This is a genomic window from Streptomyces sp. NPDC015032 (genome assembly GCF_043080425.1).
Classification (GTDB): Bacteria; Actinomycetota; Actinomycetes; order Streptomycetales; family Streptomycetaceae; genus Streptomyces.
The window spans coordinates 1-17,381 of the sequence record NZ_JBIBVN010000069.1; the positions used below are offsets into that span (position 1 = coordinate 1).

Annotated in this window: 14 protein-coding genes, 3 pseudogenes and 1 riboswitch; of the genes and pseudogenes, 6 read left to right on the top strand and 11 right to left on the bottom strand. The window is 68.7% G+C overall.

Annotation, left to right across the window (positions count from 1 at the left end; all coding sequences use genetic code 11):
* Positions 1 to 615: 615 nt before the first annotated feature.
* From ACF08M_RS39895 to ACF08M_RS39935, 9 genes and pseudogenes are all read right to left on the bottom strand, one after another.
* Entirely contained in the window at positions 616 to 936 is a 321-nt protein-coding gene (locus ACF08M_RS39895; RefSeq protein WP_392190211.1) for a hypothetical protein, read from the bottom strand.
* A gap of 19 nt (positions 937 to 955) precedes the next feature.
* Positions 956 to 1,443 (bottom strand): annotated as a pseudogene (locus ACF08M_RS39900) (L-serine ammonia-lyase, iron-sulfur-dependent, subunit alpha); the annotation flags it as partial.
* Positions 1,437 to 1,769, bottom strand: a pseudogene (locus ACF08M_RS39905) (lipoyl synthase); the annotation flags it as partial. The pseudogenes ACF08M_RS39905 and ACF08M_RS39900, both read right to left, overlap by 7 nt.
* A 1-nt stretch (position 1,770) precedes the next feature.
* Complete coding sequence (glyA, locus tag ACF08M_RS39910; protein ID WP_392190212.1) at positions 1,771 to 3,042, bottom strand: serine hydroxymethyltransferase; 1,272 nt, start codon at positions 3,040 to 3,042, stop codon at positions 1,771 to 1,773.
* Between the two features lies 1 nt (position 3,043).
* Complete coding sequence (gcvH, locus tag ACF08M_RS39915) at positions 3,044 to 3,418, bottom strand: glycine cleavage system protein GcvH (RefSeq protein ID WP_392190213.1); 375 nt, start codon at positions 3,416 to 3,418, stop codon at positions 3,044 to 3,046.
* A gap of 23 nt (positions 3,419 to 3,441) precedes the next feature.
* Positions 3,442 to 4,542 (bottom strand): glycine cleavage system aminomethyltransferase GcvT, encoded by a 1,101-nt coding sequence (gene gcvT / locus ACF08M_RS39920; protein WP_392190214.1) that lies wholly within the window; start codon positions 4,540 to 4,542, stop codon positions 3,442 to 3,444.
* A 29-nt stretch (positions 4,543 to 4,571) separates the two neighbouring features.
* Positions 4,572 to 7,430 (bottom strand): aminomethyl-transferring glycine dehydrogenase, encoded by a 2,859-nt coding sequence (gene gcvP, locus ACF08M_RS39925; protein ID WP_392190215.1) that lies wholly within the window; start codon positions 7,428 to 7,430, stop codon positions 4,572 to 4,574.
* A gap of 150 nt (positions 7,431 to 7,580) precedes the next feature.
* A riboswitch (glycine riboswitch) is annotated at positions 7,581 to 7,676 on the bottom strand.
* A 109-nt stretch (positions 7,677 to 7,785) separates the two neighbouring features.
* Entirely contained in the window at positions 7,786 to 8,784 is a 999-nt protein-coding gene (speB, locus tag ACF08M_RS39930; protein ID WP_392190216.1) for an agmatinase, read from the bottom strand.
* A gap of 12 nt (positions 8,785 to 8,796) precedes the next feature.
* Positions 8,797 to 10,161, bottom strand: coding sequence for an MFS transporter (locus ACF08M_RS39935; protein ID WP_392190217.1), 1,365 nt, complete (start codon positions 10,159 to 10,161; stop codon positions 8,797 to 8,799).
* A 163-nt stretch (positions 10,162 to 10,324) separates the two neighbouring features.
* Between ACF08M_RS39935 and ACF08M_RS39940 the strand changes: the two genes are divergently transcribed.
* Positions 10,325 to 11,803: a PucR family transcriptional regulator gene (locus ACF08M_RS39940; RefSeq protein ID WP_392190218.1), complete on the top strand. Its 1,479-nt coding sequence runs from the start codon at positions 10,325 to 10,327 to the stop codon at positions 11,801 to 11,803.
* Positions 11,804 to 11,867: 64 nt separating this feature from the next.
* Here the strand turns inward: ACF08M_RS39940 and ACF08M_RS39945 are convergent, their stop codons facing one another.
* Positions 11,868 to 12,032 (bottom strand): hypothetical protein, encoded by a 165-nt coding sequence (locus tag ACF08M_RS39945; protein WP_392190219.1) that lies wholly within the window; start codon positions 12,030 to 12,032, stop codon positions 11,868 to 11,870.
* A gap of 314 nt (positions 12,033 to 12,346) precedes the next feature.
* On the opposite strand from ACF08M_RS39945, the gene ACF08M_RS39950 reads away from it, so the two are divergent.
* The 5 genes and pseudogenes from ACF08M_RS39950 to ACF08M_RS39970 all read left to right on the top strand — a co-directional run.
* Positions 12,347 to 13,852, top strand: coding sequence for an APC family permease (locus ACF08M_RS39950; protein WP_392190220.1), 1,506 nt, complete (start codon positions 12,347 to 12,349; stop codon positions 13,850 to 13,852).
* Positions 13,849 to 14,532 (top strand): SDR family NAD(P)-dependent oxidoreductase, encoded by a 684-nt coding sequence (locus ACF08M_RS39955; RefSeq protein ID WP_392190221.1) that lies wholly within the window; start codon positions 13,849 to 13,851, stop codon positions 14,530 to 14,532. Before ACF08M_RS39950 ends, ACF08M_RS39955 begins: the two co-directional genes overlap by 4 nt.
* Positions 14,533 to 14,561: 29 nt before the next feature.
* On the top strand, positions 14,562 to 15,302 hold the full coding sequence (locus ACF08M_RS39960) for an SDR family NAD(P)-dependent oxidoreductase (protein ID WP_392190222.1): 741 nt from the start codon (positions 14,562 to 14,564) through the stop codon (positions 15,300 to 15,302).
* 34 nt (positions 15,303 to 15,336) lie between these two features.
* A complete protein-coding gene (locus ACF08M_RS39965) occupies positions 15,337 to 16,227 on the top strand; it encodes a polysaccharide deacetylase (RefSeq protein WP_392190223.1) in 891 nt (296 codons plus the stop codon).
* A pseudogene (locus ACF08M_RS39970) lies at positions 16,227 to 16,469 on the top strand (arginase family protein); the annotation flags it as partial. The gene ACF08M_RS39965 and the pseudogene ACF08M_RS39970, both read left to right, overlap by 1 nt.
* A gap of 244 nt (positions 16,470 to 16,713) precedes the next feature.
* Here ACF08M_RS39970 and ACF08M_RS39975 read toward each other — a convergent pair.
* On the bottom strand, positions 16,714 to 17,283 hold the full coding sequence (locus ACF08M_RS39975; RefSeq protein ID WP_392190224.1) for a group II intron maturase-specific domain-containing protein: 570 nt from the start codon (positions 17,281 to 17,283) through the stop codon (positions 16,714 to 16,716).
* Positions 17,284 to 17,381: the final 98 nt, after the last annotated feature.

Here is a 17,381-nt window from a genome sequence, read left to right on the forward strand (position 1 = left end):
CCACACCGACATCTCCTTCATCGCCGGCCTGCTCGTCGTCTCGCCCCTGTACTACTTCACCGTGAAGACCGTGACCCGACTGCGGACGACCGCGGTGCGCTGGCCGCTCGGCAGCCTCATCCAGAAGCACGCGTGCCGACTGCGCTTAGCTTGAAATTAAACCTTCAGTGATCGTTTGAGGTTCGATTCGTTCACTCACATGGGGATCTGCCGGACATGGCGACGACCTCCATTTCACGCTGTGTGATGTCGAGTCGCACAACGAGCCTGGAGTTCGTCGGTGTTGAGCGTGGTCCCTGGAGGCTCTCATCGGCAGATACTTGCCGAACTGTCCTCCTTTCGAATGGAGTTGTATGCGACGCCGCCCCGGCGGGCCGATGCGTTGTTCGAGTTGACGGACGCGGTGCTGTGCGCGGGGGACCCGGTGGTATCGCTGCCCGAACTGTCGCTCCAGGCGGTCCACCGGCACGGGCACGGGGGAAGTGTCGCGGCTGCGGCTCTGGCGCTGGCCGGGCTGGAGCTGCCACGCGGGACGGACCGGCAGATCTCGATCGCGCTGGACGTGACACTGTGGCCGCGCCCGGACGCGGAGTGCTCGCCCGAGCGGCTGCATGGTCACCGGCCGTGCCGCTGCGACGGGGGCGGCAGACGATTCCCGGTTGGCCGTACCACGTCGCCGCCGCGCTCGGCGGGGGACGGACCTCGTGGACCGGGCCGCTGGACACAGTCCGCCTCGGACTGATGGCCGGTCGGCGCGGCGATGTGTGTCCGCAGTCCGGCGAGTGCGCGCGCACCGGGTTCGTGGGCCAGCACGCGTGCGACCGTTTCGGCGGCGGCACCCGGCTCGTCGAACCCGCGGGACGCAAGGCCCACGGTGCCGATGCTCAGGCCCGAACCCGCGGTCCGGGTACGCGGATCGAACGAAAGGCCGTTCATGGTCGCTCCCGCGGCGGGGTCAGCACTCGACGACGTTGACGGCGAGTCCGCCGCGAGCGGTCTCCTTGTACTTGACCTTCATGTCGGCGCCGGTCTCCTTCATGGTCTTGATGACCTTGTCGAGGGAGACGTGGTGCCGGCCGTCGCCGCGCAGCGCCATGCGGGCCGCGGCCACCGCCTTGACCGCCGCCATGCCGTTGCGTTCGATGCACGGGATCTGCACCAGGCCGCCGACTGGGTCGCAGGTCAGTCCCAGGTTGTGCTCCATGCCGATCTCGGCGGCGTTCTCCACCTGCTCAGGCGGGCCGCCCAGGACCTCGGCCAGGCCGCCCGCGGCCATCGAGCAGGCCGACCCGACCTCGCCCTGACAGCCCACCTCGGCCCCGGAGATGGAGGCGTTGTCCTTGAACAGCAGACCGATGGCCCGGCCGCGAGCAGGAAGCGGACGATGCCGTCCTCGTCCGCCGCCGGCACGAAGTTCAGGTAGTAGTGCAGCACGGCCGGCGCGGCTCGCCCCGGTCCAGAAGCCGGGGCTTGCCGGTGTCGATCTGGCAGAAGTCACACCGTCGGGTGCACTGGTCACCGCCGATCAGGAAGGTGGCCTCGCGATCCTCCCAGCACTCGAAGATGTTCGGACAGCCCGCCTCCTGACACACCGTGTGCAGGCCCTCGGTCTTCACCAGCGATCGCAACGCGTTGTACTCCGGTCCCATCCGCGCCCGGGTTTTGATCCACTCCGGCTTCCGCTCGACGGGGGTCTGGCTGTTTCGCACCTCCAGCCGCAGCAATCTGCGGCCGTCAGGCGAAGCGGGAGGTGTGACGGTGCCGTTCATCTCACAACTCCGGGTACAACGGGTGGGCGTCGGCGAGCGTCGTCACGCGAGCCCGCAGCTTGGCGGCGACGCTCTGGTCGTACGCCGGGTCGAGGGCCTCCGCGATGATGTCGGCGACCTCCGCGAATGCGGCCCCCCCGAAGCCGCGGCCGGCCAGGGCCGGCGTACCGATCCTCAATCCCGAGGTCACCATCGGCGGGCGGGGGTCGAACGGTACGGCGTTGCGGTTCACCGTGATGCCGATGTCGTGCAGGCGGTCCTCCGCCTGCCGCCCGTCGAGTTCCGACGCACGCAGGTCGACCAGCACCAGGTGTACGTCGGTGCCGCCCGACAGCACGGACACACCCGCGGCGGCGACATCCGGAGCACTCAGCCGTTCCGCGAGGATCCGAGCGCCCGCGAGTGTGCGCTCCTGGCGCTCGCGGAACTCCGGCTCGGCCGCCATCTTGAACGCGACCGCCTTGGCCGCGATCACGTGCTCCAGCGGGCCGCCCTGCTGGCCGGGGAAGACCGCGCTGTTGACCTTCTTCGCCACGTCCTGACGGTTGGTCAGCACCACGCCTCCGCGCGGGCCGCCGAGCGTCTTGTGCGTGGTCGTGGTGACCACGTCGGCGTACGGCAGCGGGTTCGGGTGGAGCCCGGCGGCCACCAGCCCGGCGAAGTGCGCCATGTCCACCATCAGGTACGCGCCGACCTGGTCCGCGATCCGCCGGAAGGCGGCGAAGTCGAGCCGCCGGGGGTACGCCGACCAGCCCGCGATGATCAGCTGCGGCCGGTGCTCCTCGGCGAGTCGCCTCACCTCCGCCGGATCGACGCGGTTGTCGTCCGCGGAGACGTGGTAGGCGACAACGTTGTAGAGCTTGCCGGAGAAGTTGATCCGCATGCCGTGGGTGAGGTGACCGCCGTGGGCCAGGTCCAGGCCCAGGATGGTGTCCTTGGGGCTGAGGAGTGCCGTCATGGCGGCGGCGTTCGCCTGGGCGCCCGAGTGCGGCTGCACATTGGCGTAGGCAGCGCCGAACAGCGCCTTCACCCGCTCGACGGCGAGGGACTCGATCACGTCGACGTGCTCGCACCCGCCGTAGTAGCGGCGGCCCGGGTAGCCCTCGGCGTACTTGTTCGTCAGGACGGAGCCCTGCGCCTCCATCACCGCAACCGGTGCGAAGTTCTCGCTTGCGATCATCTCCAGCGTGCTCTGCTGACGCGCCAGTTCGGCGCGGACGGCGGTGTGCACGGCTGGGTCGAGGTCGGCGAGCCGACGATCCAGCACGGACATCTCAGGCCCCTTCGATGAGAGCGGTGTAGCCGGTGGCATCCAGCAGGTCCGGCTTCCCGGTGATCCGCATCCGGAACAGCCAGCCCGCTTTGAACGGGTCGGAGTTGACCAGGCCGGGGTTGGCGACCACGGCCTCGTTGATCTCGACGACCTCGCCGTCGGCAGGAGCGAACAGGTCGCTCACGGACTTGGTCGACTCGATCTCTCCGCACGTCTCGCCGGCCTTCGTCGTCGTGCCGACAGCGGGCAGGTCGAGGTAGACGACGTCGCCGAGCGCGTCGGCGGCGTGGGCGGTGACACCGATCGTCGACAGGTTGCCGTCGGTCGCGATCCACTCGTGGTCTCGGGTGTACTTCAGCTCGGTGGGCAGGCTCATGATCTGTCCTTTTCTGAACGTGGTCAGGTTTGGCTGCGGTAGAAGGGCAGCGGGACGACCTCGGCGTACTGCCGAGCACCGCGGATGTCGACGAGCACCTTCGTGCCGGGTTCGCTGCGATCCGGCGGCAGGTAGGCCATCGCCACGGGGTGGCCAAGGGTGGGCGCGAGCGCGCCAGAGGTGATTTCGCCGATGCGTTCGCCGCTGTCCAGGTCGAGTACGGCGTAACCGGTGCGCGGCGCTCGCCGGCCGGTCGAGGTCAGCCCGACCAGCACACGGGCCGGTGCCTCGTCCTGACGGGCGGCCAAGGCCGCCTCGCCGACGAACCCGCCGGGCTTCCCGAACACCACGACTCGGCCCAGTCCGGCTTCGAACGGGGTGGTGCGGACGGTGAGTTCCTGGCCGTACAACGGCATGCCGGCCTCGAGACGCAGCGTGTCACGGCAGGCCAGGCCGCACGGGACCAGTCCGTGCTCCGCGCCCGCTGCGCTGACGGCCTGCCAGACGGCCACCGCGTCCTTGCTGCGGCAGTAGATCTCGAAGCCGTCCTCGCCGGTGTAGCCGGTGCGCGCGAGCAGGACGTCGTGGTCCGCCATCCGCGCCGGGTCGATGGCGTAGTACTTCAGCGACGGCACGCTGACGTCGACCACTGCGCCGAGGATCGCCGGTGACGTGGGCCCCTGGACCGCGATCAGCGCCCACTCGCTGGACACGTCCCGGATCGTGGTGGCATAGCCGTCGATGCGGTCACGCAGGTGCGAAAGCACCACCAGCACATTGCCGGCGTTGGCCACGACCAAGTACTTCTGCTCGGCCATACGGTAGACGACGAGGTCGTCGAGGACTCCGCCGGTCTCGTGGACCAGCATGGAGTAGCGTGCGCGGCCGACAGCGATCCTCGACGGCTGCCCGACCAGGGCGTGGTCGAGCGCCCGGCCCACCTCGGGGCCGGACACCTCGATCTCGCCCATATGGGTGAGGTCGAAGATTCCGGCGGTGGTCCGTACGGCGTGGTGCTCAGCCAGTTCGGAGGTGTAGCGCAGGGGCATGGACCAGCCGGCGAAGTCGGTGAACGAGGCGCCGAGCCGGGTGTGGATGTCGTGCAGGGGTGTCTTCTTCGGCATGGTGGCTCCTCTCAGACCGTCACGGCCGGTCACGACGCGAACGACTCGGGGGGCGGGCAGGCGCAGACCAGGTTCCGGTCGCCGTGCGCCTGGTCGATCCGGCCGACCGGCGGCCAGTACTTGTCGGGAGTGATGCCGGCCGGGAAGACGGCCCGTTCGCGTGAGTAGGCTCGGGACCACTCGCCGGCGATCGCGGCCGCGGTGTGCGGCGCCCCTCGCAGCGGGCTTCCCTCGACGGACCAGACGCCGCTCTCCACCAGCTCGATCTCCGCGCGGATGGCGATCATCGCCTCGCAGAAGCGGTCCAGTTCCTGCAGGCTCTCGCTCTCCGTCGGCTCGACCATCAGCGTTCCGGCGACCGGGAAGCTCATCGTCGGCGCGTGGAAGCCGTAGTCGATGAGCCGCTTGGCGATGTCGTCGACCGTCACGCCCGTGGCTGCGGTGAGCGAGCGCACGTCGAGGATGCACTCGTGCGCCACGAGGCCGGCCTGCCCGGCGTACAGGACCGGGAAGTGCGGCGCGAGCCGCCGAGCCACGTAGTTGGCACTCAGCACGGCCGTCCGGGTCGCCTCGGTCAACCCTTCGGCGCCCATCATCCGGATGTAGGCCCACGGGATCGGCAGGATGCCGGCGCTACCGAACGGCGCGCCACTCACCGACCCGATCCCGTCGCGGCGCCCGGTGTCGGGGTGCAGCGGGTGGGTGGGCAGGTACGGCGCGAGGTGCTCCGCCACCGCGACCGGACCGACGCCCGGTCCCCCGCCGCCGTGCGGGATGCAAAACGTCTTGTGCAGATTGAGGTGTGACACGTCGCCACCGAACTCACCGGGCTTGGCAACCCCGAGCAGCGCGTTGAGGTTGGCGCCGTCGATGTACACCTGTCCGCCGTGCTCGTGCACCAGCTCGCACAGCCGGGTGATGCTCTCCTCGTAGACGCCGTGCGTCGAGGGGTAGGTCACCATGATCGCGGCCAGCTCGTCGGAGTACTTCGCGCACTTGGACCGGAGGTCGTCGAGGTCGACCGTGCCATCGGGCCGCGACGCCACCACGACGACGCGCATCCCAGCCATGACGGCCGAGGCGGCGTTGGTGCCGTGAGCGCTCGCCGGGATCAGACACACGTCGCGTTCGGCCCGGCCGTTGCTCCGGTGGTAGGCGCGGATAGCCAGCAGGCCCGCGAGCTCGCCCTGCGATCCGGCGTTCGGCTGGATGGAGACCTTGGCGTAACCGGTGACTTCGGCCAGCCACGCCTCGAGTTGCGCGACCAGGGCCAGGTATCCGGCCGCGTCCGTGACCGGGGCGAACGGGTGCAGGTCCGCGAACGCGGGCCAGCTGAGCGGCTCCATCTCCGTGGTCGCGTTGAGCTTCATCGTGCAGGACCCGAGCGGGATCATGCCGCGGTCCAGCGCGAAGTCACGGCCGGAGAGCTTGCGCAGGTAGCGCAGCATCGTGGTCTCCGAGCGGTGCTGGTGGAAGACCGGGTGGGTGAGGAACGGGGAGGTACGACGCAGCTCCGACGGGAGCACCGCCGAGACGTCGGGCGTCAGGGTGTCAAGGCCGCCGCCGGCCAGGCCGAAGGCGTCGAGCACGAGGCGGACGTGCTCGTCCGTGGTGACCTCGGAACAGGAGATGCCGACCCGGTCGCCGTCCACCAGCCGCAGCCGCAGGCCCTTGTCGTGCGCGGTCGCTACGACCTCCTCGGCGCGACCCGGAACCGCCACCAGCAGGGTGTCGAAGAACTCGCGGTGCACCAGCGTGATCCCGCTCGCACGCAGACCCGCGGCGACGAGCGCGGCGTGCCGGTGCGTCCGCCGGGCGATCTCGGTCAGTCCGTCGGGACCGTGGTAGACGGCGTACATCGACGCGACCACCGCGAGCAGCACCTGCGCCGTGCAGATGTTGGAGGTCGCCTTGTCGCGCCGGATGTGCTGCTCGCGGGTCTGCAGTGCCAGGCGGTACGCCGGCCGGCCGGCGTCGTCCACGGACACGCCCACGAGCCGGCCGGGCAGATGACGTTCGAGCCCTTCGCGGACCGAGATGAACCCGGCGTGCGGCCCGCCGTAGAACAGGGGGACACCGAACCGCTGGGACGACCCCACGACGATGTCGGCGCCGTACTCGCCCGGTGGCACGAGCAGGGTGAGCGCCAGCAGGTCGGCGGTCACGGTGACGAGCGCCCCGCGTGCCTGTGCCGCGGCGGTCACCGCGCGCAGGTCACGGACCGCGCCCGAGCAGCCGGGGTAGGACAGCACCACCCCCAAGAAACCGTCCTCCGGCAGCGGCTCGGCAACGTCGATCTCGACGACCTCGATGCCGACGGCGGCCGCCCGTGTGCGCAGCACGTCAAGGGTCTGCGGCAGGGTGTCGTGGTCGACCAGGACGCGGCGCCGACCCTTCCCCGCGACGCGGCGCATCACCGTGACGGCCTCGGCCACCGCCGTACCCTCGTCGAGCAGCGACGCGTTGGCAGTCGGCAGCCCGGTCAGGTCGCCGACCATGGTCTGAAAGTTGAGCAGCGCCTCCAGTCGGCCCTGGCTGATCTCCGGCTGGTACGGCGTGTAGGCGGTGTACCACGCCGGGTCTTCCAGCACGTTGCGCCGGATTACCGCGGGCGTGACGGTCGCGTGGTAGCCCAGGCCGATCATCGGGACGGCCACGGTGTTCCGGCTCGCGAGCTCGCGCAGCTCGGCGAGCGCCTCGGCCTCGGTGGCCGCGGCGGGCAGGTTCAGGCCGGAGGTGCTGCGGATGCCGCTCGGGACGGCGGCGTCGATCAGGCCGGCAAGCGTCGGACAGCCGACTTCGGCCAGCATCTTGGCGCGGTCGGCGTCGCTGACGCCGATGTGCCGGGTGGCGAACGCGCCCGACGCGCGGGAATCGGGTGGGGTCATGGTGGGAGGCTCCTTGGAGGGACACCGCGGACGCGGCGCCGTGGACGGATGACCTCCCCGCTCTGTCATCGGTACCTGAGAGCTTCACCACCGGGTCCGGCGGTTTGCACCGTGGGCGCAGGACATGAGGTCCTGACTTTCCAGAGTCGCCTCGCCGAAGCGGTAGTTGTGCCTGAGAGATTCTGGGGAGAGTTGCTCCTTCGGCGCCTCGCCAAGGATGAGCGAGGGCTCTCCCGCTTCGGTTCGAGCGGCGCGATGTTGAGTTGTCGAGCCTGACCGCGAGGTCAGGCGGTGGTGCCGTCAAGGCGGGTCAGCGCCTTGACGGCCCCTGGTGTCCGCTGAGTCGCGCCCGGAATCAGGCGTGGTCCGCGGCCGTCGGTACGGGGCTGGCCACCTGGTTCTTCGTCATGAGCGTGACCAGGTCGAACACCACGGTGGCCGCAGCGACGCAGGTGATCTCGGCGTGGTCGTAGGCCGGAGCGACCTCGACCACGTCACCGCCGATGATGTTGAGCCCGTCGAGGCTGCGGAGCAGACGCAACAGCTCGCGGCTGTTGAACCCGCCCATCTCCGGTGTACCCGTCCCGGGCGCGAACGCGGGGTCGAGTACGTCGATGTCGATCGAGACGTACACCGGTGCGTCGCCCACGCGTCGCCGTACGGCGTCCACCGCCCCGTCGATCCCGATGACGTCGAGGTCTCCGGCACGGATCGCCCGGAAGCCGAACGCCTTGTCGTTCACGAGGTCCATCTGGTCGTAGATCGGTCCACGGATGCCAAGATGTATGGACTTGTCCTCGGCGAGCAGGCCCTCTTCGAAGGCCCGGCGGAAGACCGTGCCGTGCGTGACCGGAGCGTTGAAGTAGGTGTCCCAGGTGTCGAGATGCGCGTCGAAGTGGACCAGCGCGACCGGGCCGTACTTGTCCTTGGCCGCGCGCAGCATGGGCAGCGCGATCGTGTGGTCACCGCCGATGCTCACGATGCGCCGGTCGGACTGTCCCACGACGTCGCGGGCGTAGCCCTCGATCTGGGCGACCGCTTCGTCGATGCTGAACGGCGTACAGGGAACGTCACCGGCGTCGACGACCTGGAGCGCTTCGAGCGGTGCGGTGTCGAGCTCGACGTGGAACTTCGGGCGCAGGTGACGCGATGCCTGACGGACGCCCATCGGTCCGAAGCGGGCGCCCGGCCGGTACGACGTACCCCCGTCGAACGGCACGCCCAGGACCGCGATGTCGTAGTCGCTGACCGAGCCGATGTCGGGGATCCGGGCAAAGGTACCCGGGCCGGCGAAGCGCGGGACCTTCGTGGCGTCCAGGGCTCCGATCGGGGAGGGTCGGTTGTCGTGGTTCATCACAGTCTCCAGTCAGTTCGGAACGGTGGTGGTGAGGGAGGGGGCAGCGGGATAGGCCGGGTTGCCGGCGCCTGCGGCGGTGTCGCTGAGCGACCGGCCTCGGGTCTCGGTTGCCCAGGCCAGCGAAATCAGGAGCCCGACGACCGACACGATGGCGCCGACGAGGAGTGGCAGGCTCTGGCTCTTGGCCAGCGCGAACGGCATCAGGTAGGTGCCCGCGGCTGCCCCGATGCGGGACATGGCTGTCCCCACGCCGACGGCGGTGGCGCGGACCTCGGTCGGGAACAGCTCGTTGGGGTAGACCACCTCGAGGAAGCTGGAGCCGCCCGAGGCGAGCGCGAAGACACAGATCGAGACGAAGGAGACCCAGGTCGGCAGTCCGGGCACCAGACCGGGGATGGCCAGGGCTACCGCGATGATCCCGAAGGACCAGAGCAGCAACGCCCGACGGCCGATGCGCTCGACCAGCCAGAGTCCGGGGATGCCGCCGATGACGAACAGCGCGGCGAGGAAGATCTCCGAGGTGTTGCCGGTGATTCCCATGCCCGCCAGCAGGTCGGGGGCGAACGAGTAGAGCGCGAACATCGGAATCACCTGGGCGGTCCAGAAGACGCCCACGAACAGGGTGCGCTTGAGATACGGCGAGCGGAACACCGTGGTGTAGCTGGTCTTCGCCGGGGTCGGTTCCTCGGCGAGGTCCGCCACGCCGTACTGCGGACCGTAGACCTTCTTGATCGACCGGTCGGCCTCGTCGACACGCCCCTTGCTGAGCAGCCAGCGTGGCGACTCCGGCGTACCGAGCCGCAGGAACAAGGTCACCAGGGCGAACACGGCCGGGCTGGCGAGCATGAAGCGCCAGGCGTTCACGCCGAGCCCCTCGAGGCCCACGCCCACGACGTACGCCGCCGCGGCACCGAGTGCCCAGACCACGAAGGTGGCACCGAGCATCCGGCCGCGGAACCGCCGCGGGAGGTACTCCGCCAGCAGGGACGTGGCGATCGGGTAATCGGCACCGATGGCCGCGCCGAGGAGGAAGCGGAGCAGCACGAGCTGCCAGACCTCGTTCGCAAAGGCGGACAGGATGGAGAACAGCGCGAGTGCGGCGAGGTCGGCGATGTACATGATGTGCCGGCCGATCTTGTCGGTGACGTATCCGAAGACCGCCCCACCGAAGAAGATCCCGACCAGACTTGCGGCAGCGACCAGGCCCTTGTCGGCCGTGGTCATGTCGAGGGCCGGGGTGAGCGTCGCGAAGGCGACACCGACAATCGCGATCGCGTAGCCGTCGATGAACGGTCCGCCCGAGGAGTAGGCGGTCAGTTTCTTGTGGAAGCGCGTCAGTGGAGCGTCGTCAATGAGGTTCGATCTCGCAGTCACGGAAGGTCCTTGGCTCGCGGCGACCATGCGGAAACGTTGCGTCCAGATGTATGCCGTGTGACCAGCGGTCGAGCAGACCCAGAGCGCTCAAAGTTCCCGCCCGCGCTTATACATCCGCACAACGCTGCTATGCGGTCGGTCAGGCCGGTCGTAGGGTGGACCCATGCCGATAACCGTGGGCGAGCTGCTCGAAATGCCACACCTGCGCCTGAGACTCCACTCAGGGGCCGGCGCACTGGACCGGCCCATCTCGTGGACTCATACGACCGACCTGCCCGAGCCGTGGCGCTGGGTGGCCGGCGGCGAGCTCCTCATGACGAACGGCATGCCGATCCCCCGGAGCGCGTCGGGCCAGGAGGAGCTGGTCCGGCAGCTGGTCGAGCACGGTGCGGCTGCGCTGGCCATCGGCGAGCAGATGTACGCTCCGCCGCTGACCAAGCGGCTGGCGCGGACGAGCGAAGAACTGGGCTTTCCGGTGCTCTGGATCTCCTTCCCCATGCCGTTCGTCGCGATCTCCCGCGCGGTCGCCGAGGCGACCCTTCTGGAACAGTCCCAACGTCTGATCCGGACCGAGCGGATCTACCAGGCGCTGCAGCAGATCTCCTCGCAGAGCGCCGGACTCAAGGCGCTCACGGGTGTGCTGTCGCGCGAGCTCGGCTGCGACGTCAGGGTGTGCGACCGGGCCACCGGCTACGACTGGTACCCGGGCGTGGCTCCATTCCCCGAAGAGATCCGCAGCGCCGTGGCCGAGCGTCGCGGAAAGCTCCGCGCCGGCGTCATCGCGGTCCGTCTCGGCGAAGAGCGTCGCGCACTCATGGTCGACGTACCGACTCATCCGGACGCGGTCCTCGTCGTCCTGCCCGAGCAGACCGAGCAGCCGGACGCGATCCTCCTGCAGCACGCCGCGACGGTGTGCGCGCTGGCGCTCTCCCAGGCCCGCCTGACCATCGAGCACGACCGCAGGAGAGGTGCGGAGCTGCTGCTCCAGATCCTCGATGAACACCTGGCGCCGGCCGTGGCTCAGCGCCGACTGGAAGAGTTCGGCCTGCGGTTCGAGGAGGCGGTGTGCGTGGCGGCGTGGAACGACGACGACCCGGATCTGGTCACCAGCGCGCACCTCAAACTGTGGCGCTCGGCCGTCAGTCATGTCACGGTGCACCGCGCCGGCACGTCGCTCACGCTTCTGCCCGACAGCGCTGCTCTGCAGGTGCTCGTGCAGGCTCTCGGTCAGGGCGGTCGGGCTGGTGTCAGTGACCTGATCATCCGCCCTGACCGCATGGTCGATGCGGCAAGGGAGGCCATGTGGTCACTCGACATCGCGAAGGAGCAAGGCACTCCACTGCTGCGGTACGCAGACGCAAGCCCACTCCTCGGTCCACGTAATCCGGCCGAGGCGCGGGCACTCGTCGATCGCGTGCTGCGTCCCATTCTCGAACTGCCGTCCGAGCAGGCGAACGAGCTGCTCATGACCCTGCGGGTGTTCCTGGAGAACGGCAGGTCCTGGCAGCGGACCGCCCAGGCTCTGCACGTCCACCGGCAAACGGTGCTCTACCGCGTTCGGCGCATCGAGCAGCTGACCGGGAAGCGGGTCGCCGACACCGGTGACCTGGCCACGCTATGGCTCGCCCTGAAAGCCTTGTGAGGAGAGGGCCCATGTGGTTGCCGACCGGGCCGGGAGCCCGGCGCGGAGGACGGCGCCTGCGGACTCAGCGCGGCCCGTCGTCGCCCGGCCGGGGCCGTAGCGCGATGTCGCTGTCCTCCGGCAGCGTCTCCCAGCAACCCGTGTACACGTGCTCCGCCGCCAGGCGGACGAGGAGCTCCTCGTCACACGCCTGGGCCGCCCCGAAGAGCGCGCGGTGTTCGCTCACCATAAGCGGGACGTTGGCGGCGGCATCGACAACGAGCGGGTGATGCGGCGGCTTATCGGGTGGTCCCCCAGCGTGTCGATCATTCGGAGCAGCAGCGCGTTTTCGCACGGCTCGATCAGGGACATATGGAAACCGCGGTTCAGTTTGGCGCAGCTCGTCCGGGCAAGGCCCGAGACAGTTCGGCCACCTGTATCGTCGATCGGCTCCTATACGATCGTCCAACCTGAGCCGCCAAGTTTATCCAGCTGACGTATTCAGTCCACGGTGCTTCGTCTCGAAGATTGCCCCACCAAGGCCTCGCCCCTGGAGGACCCACCGTGGACCAGACAGACCGCCACACCCAAAGTCACGCGCACGATCACGACCGGCTGAACCGCGGATTCGGTTTCCGCGCAGCGCTGTCCCTGGCATTCGCCGACATCTCACCGATCGTCGCGCTGTACGCCATCTTCGCGCTCGGCCTGTTCAGCGCCGGGCCGCGCTTCTTCTGGGCCTTCCCGATCGTGATGTGCGGGCAGTTGCTCGTCGCGCTCGTGTTCGGTGAACTCGCCTCCCGCTGGCCCTTCGCCGGCAGCGTCTACCAGTGGGCGCGCCACGCACGCGGCACGTCCTGGGGCTGGACCGCTGCCTGGGCCTACATGTGGGGCCTGACGCTGACCCTCTCCACCCTCGCGTACGGCGCCGCAGGCTTCCTCCTCGAAGCGATCGGCGTCGGGTCGAGCAACCGCTGGGTCGTGACCGCGACCTCGATCATCATCATCGGCTTCGGCACGGCCGCCAACATGATCGGACGACAGCTGCTCAAGGTCATGATCGTCGCGAGTATCATCTGCGAGCTCGTCGGCTCGGTCGTGCTCGGCACCGTCCTGCTGATCTTCCACCGGGTCAACCCGGTCTCGACGCTCTTCGACGGCCTCCCCGGCCATCACGGGAGTGGGCTCAGCACCATGCTCATCGCGATTGCGTTCGTCGGCTGGGCGTTCCTCGGATTCGAGTCAGCCGGATCGATCGCCGAGGAGGTGGAGGAACCGGAGCACAACGTGCCGAAGGCCATCGTCGCCGCCCTGCTCCTCGTCGGCATCGTGGTGATGTACTCCGCCGCCGCCGTCATACTCGCGATCCCCGACCTGGCCAAGGTGCTCACCGACCAGTCGGGCGACCCGGTCGCGCAGACCCTCACCGCCCAACTCGGGTCGGGCATCGCCAAGCCGTTGCTGATCATGTTCGTCATCGGCTTCGTGTCGGCCTTCCTCGCCGTCCAGTCGGCCGTCTCGCGGGCGGTCTACGGCATGGCCCGTGACAAGGCGCTGCCGGGAGCGACATTCCTGTCCAAGCTCACCGGACCGGAGCGGATGCCTATTCGGTCGATCGGCCTGACGGCAGTGGTCGCAGTGATCTTCCTGCTCTTCGCCGGCTCCGATCTCTACAACATCCTGGTCAACTTCTCCGTGTTGGGTCCCTACCTCGCGTTCGCCGTCCCGGTGTTCGCCGCGGCCCTGGCACGCTTGACCGGCAAGTGGCGGCCCGGCGCCTTCTCGCTCGGCCGCTGGGGTGCGCCGGTCACCTACGCCGCCGCGGTGTGGCTCGCCTTCGAAGTCATCAACGTGCTGTGGCCGCGGACGCAGGCCGGCCAGCCGTGGTTCATCAACTGGAGCATGGTCATCAGCCTGGTCGCCCTCGGTGTGATCGGAGCCGTCATCTACAGCACGCGACGGAACGAGATCACTGAGCCGGTCGGTGAACGCGGCATCGTCGAGCTGACGGGAGTCCAGGAAGTGGCCGGCGCTCAGGGAATGGCTGGAACTCAGATGGAGGCACAGTGACACGCACAGCAGTTGTGACCGGAGCGTCGTCGGGAATAGGCGCCGCCACCCGCGCCGTCATGACCGAGACGGGCTGGACCGTGGTCGGGCTCGACCTCACCCCGTCGGACGACGGAAGCGTCCTGCAGTGTGACGTCGCGAACCCGCAGTCCGTGGCTGACGCGATCGAACGGGTACGGACACAGTTCGGCCCGATCGAGGCGGTGGTCAGCGCCGCCGGCCACTACGAGATCGTGCGCCTCGAGGACATCACCCCCGAGAGCTGGAGCCGCATGCTGCGCGTACACCTCGGCGGACTCGCGAACGTCTCCCGTGCCGTGCTGCCCGACATGATCGAGCGGCGCAGCGGCACCATCGTGGCGGTCTCGTCCGAGCTCGGCATCACCGGTGGTGACAGCGAGGCACACTATGCCGCCGCCAAGGGCGCGATGATCGGCTTCGTCCGCAGCCTCGCTGCGGAGGTCGCCACCCACGGCATACGGGTCAACGCCGTGGCGCCCGGACCGACCGACACACCACTGCTGCCGGCCGCGCAGCGGACCCCCGAGTATGTCGCTGCGCTGCCTGCCGGCGCACTGGCCACGACCGACGAGATCGCGCAGGTCATCCAGTTCCTTGTCGACGAGGGCGGATTCTGCGTCGGCGAAGTGATTTCCCCCAACATGGGAGCGGTGATCTGATGAACCAGCCACGACACCAGGACGGCCGGGTGGCCGTCGTCACCGGTGCCACCCAGGGCATCGGCAAGGCCATCGCCGAGCGGCTGTCCGCTGAAGGCGCCCGGGTCGGTGTCAACGGCCGCGAGCAGACCGATGCCATGACAGCCGTGGTCGACTCGATCGGTGGTTTCCCGGTCGTCGCCGACGTCTCGAGCCATGACGAGGTCGGCGCTGCGTTCGCCGCTGTGGAGCAGCAGCACGGCGCGATCGACGTGCTGGTCTGCAATGCGGCATACATGACGATGTTGCCGTTCGTGGACCACGAAGCCGACGATTGGTGGCGCAACGTCGACACCAACCTGTCCGGCACGTTCCACTGCATCCAGGCGGCCTTGCCGGGAATGAAGCGACGCGGCGGCGGCAATATCGTGATCACCGCCTCGGAGTGGGGTGTGGTCGGCTGGCCCAACGCCACCGCCTACGCCTCGTCGAAGGCGGGCCTGATCAGTCTGACGAAGGCGCTCGGCCGCGAGCTCGCCCCGGCCGGGATCAGCGTCAACGCGGTCGCGCCCGGCATCACGGACACCCCGCAGCTCAGCGTCGACGCGCAGGACGCCGGGCTGACGCTGGAGCAGATGCATGCCGAGTATGCCGAGCAGATCCCCGCTCACAGGATCGGGCGACCCGAGGAGATCGCGGCCGCGGTCGCGCTGCTCTCCCGCCCGGGCCAGCGTGCGCTGGTCGGCCAGACGATCCAGGTGAACGGCGGAAGCACCCGCTGCCGGGCCTGAGCACACCAGCCGAACCAACAGGAGGATGACCACGATGAGGACAGGTGACGCCACCCAACCCGCCGGACCGGTCGCGTGGCCGGAGGGCTTCCGGGCCGCGGCGACCCTCGGCTTCGACCTCGACTCGGAGGATGTCGCGCTCACCGCAGACAGCGGCACGCGCGAGCGGCTCTCAGTCATGACGCATCAGGCTTATGGCGCCCTGACCGGTGTGCCGCGCGTGCTGCGGCTGCTGGAGCGCTACGACCTCAAGGCGACGTTCTTCGCGCCCGGCTACACCGTCGAGCGCTACCCAGACCTGCTGCGCCAGATCCGCGACAGCGGTCACGAGATCGCCCACCACGGCTACCTGCACGAGGCGATGGCCGGGATCAGCCGAGAGCGTGAGGAAGCGATCATCGACCGCGGGCTGGAGGCGCTCGACTCCGTCCTCGGTATCCGGCCGGTCGGCTATCGCGCACCGATGTGGGAGACGTCGTACGCGACCCCGCAGATTCTGCTCGACCGCGGCCTTCTCTACGACTCGAGCCTGATGGACTCCGACCTGCCCTACGAGCTCGCCGAGAACACGAGTCCGGACGCCCGGTCGATCGTGGAGATCCCGGTCTCCTGGGCGTTGGACGACTGGGAGCAATTCGCTTTCGTGCCAGACGTTTTCGGGCCTGGCGTGATCGAGGACCCGGCGAAGGCCCTGTCGATCTGGACCGGTGAGCTGGTGGAGGCGCACAAGTACGAGTCGTGCTTCACGCTCACGATCCACCCCTTCCTGAGTGGGCGCCTCGGTCGGCTGCGCGCTCTGGAGACCCTCATCGAGACGATGCTCGGGATGTCGGACCTGTGGGTGACGACCGCCGCCGGGATCGCGCACCACGTGCGCTCGCTCGAGCTCACCCCACGCGTCTTTCCACAACCGGAGATTCCCTGATGGCCGACGCACCAACGTCCTCACCTGTCGCACCCGTCTCGGGCACCGAGCTGCCGCGGTATGCGGGGCCGTCGACCTTCGCGCGACTGCCCTCGATCGAGCAGGTCAGCAGGCACGACGTGGCGTTCCTCGGCGTACCCTTCGACGGTGGCGTGTCGTTCCGGCCAGGAGCGCAGTTCGGCCCCAACTCGATTCGCCAGGCCTCGCGGAACCCACGGCCGACATACAACCCGGCCCGCAACCGCAAGAAACGCGGCTCGCGCGGCGGTCGGCCGCCGCGGTTCGACCCGCAGGACCACAAGGCTCGGCACGCGGTCGAGTGCGGCATCAATCGCCTCAAAAGGAACCGGTCCGTGGGTGAGGTCGACTCGGGGCGCCCTGCCGATGTCTTTACCAGCGGGTTTCCCCGAGCCGCCTCCCGAACCCGGCGTGCCCGTCTCCGGGCACCGGGCTCTCCACAAATCCCGTTTCGGGATGCTCAGTTCCTCATGCCGCAGTGGGCCACGGGGTCGGGATAAGTGTTCCCCGGTATCGGTATCTGGTCGTGCTTACCTTTGCCGGGTTGAACAGCTCCACTTCTTCCGTGGCAGGCCACCAGCCACCGCCGTAATAACGTCGACGGAGTTGCTTCCAAGTGATCCCGGGATGCTTGCGCCGGATCCATCGCGTCACCCTCATCCACGCGTAGTGGCTGAGATAACAGAAAGCGACGTTCGACACTCCGGGACGGAAGTACGCGCACCACCCGCGCAATACCGAGTTAAGCCGGTAGAGCAAAGGCTCCAGCGACAAGCCGACGTTCTGCCGTCCGGTCAGTTCCTTCACCTTGCCCGTTGCGGAACGCACTGACTTCCGTGCCGGATAGGTGTAGATGTACTGCCGGTGGGTGTCCGGTTTCCGGTGGCGCTGGATGCGCCATCCGAGAAAATCAAGGCCCTCGTCAATGTGCGTGATCTTTGTCTTCTCCATCGAAAGGCGAAGGCCCATCGGCTTCAACGTCTCCGCGACCTCCTCACGTAATTCCTCGGCATGCTCACGGCTCCCGAAGACAAGCACGAGGAGGAGAGTCGGCGGCAGGAATCGCACCCGCCGCCGCTCGCAGAACCGTGCGGGAGCCTCTCGGCTCACACGGCTCCCATTGCCCAGCCGTCAGG

Bases quoted from the DNA above. Each gene is read 5' to 3' on its own strand.
- ACF08M_RS39945 (WP_392190219.1), bottom strand. From the start codon at position 12,032: ATGGTGAGCGAACACCGCGCGCTCTTCGGGGCGGCCCAGGCGTGTGAC.
- ACF08M_RS39940 (WP_392190218.1), top strand. From the start codon at position 10,325: ATGCCGATAACCGTGGGCGAGCTGCTCGAAATGCCACACCTGCGCCTG.
- gcvP (WP_392190215.1), bottom strand. From the start codon at position 7,430: ATGACCCCACCCGATTCCCGCGCGTCGGGCGCGTTCGCCACCCGGCAC.
- gcvH (WP_392190213.1), bottom strand. From the start codon at position 3,418: ATGAGCCTGCCCACCGAGCTGAAGTACACCCGAGACCACGAGTGGATC.
- ACF08M_RS39965 (WP_392190223.1), top strand. From the start codon at position 15,337: ATGAGGACAGGTGACGCCACCCAACCCGCCGGACCGGTCGCGTGGCCG.
- ACF08M_RS39895 (WP_392190211.1), bottom strand. From the start codon at position 936: ATGAACGGCCTTTCGTTCGATCCGCGTACCCGGACCGCGGGTTCGGGC.
- glyA (WP_392190212.1), bottom strand. From the start codon at position 3,042: ATGTCCGTGCTGGATCGTCGGCTCGCCGACCTCGACCCAGCCGTGCAC.
- gcvT (WP_392190214.1), bottom strand. From the start codon at position 4,542: ATGCCGAAGAAGACACCCCTGCACGACATCCACACCCGGCTCGGCGCC.
- speB (WP_392190216.1), bottom strand. From the start codon at position 8,784: ATGAACCACGACAACCGACCCTCCCCGATCGGAGCCCTGGACGCCACG.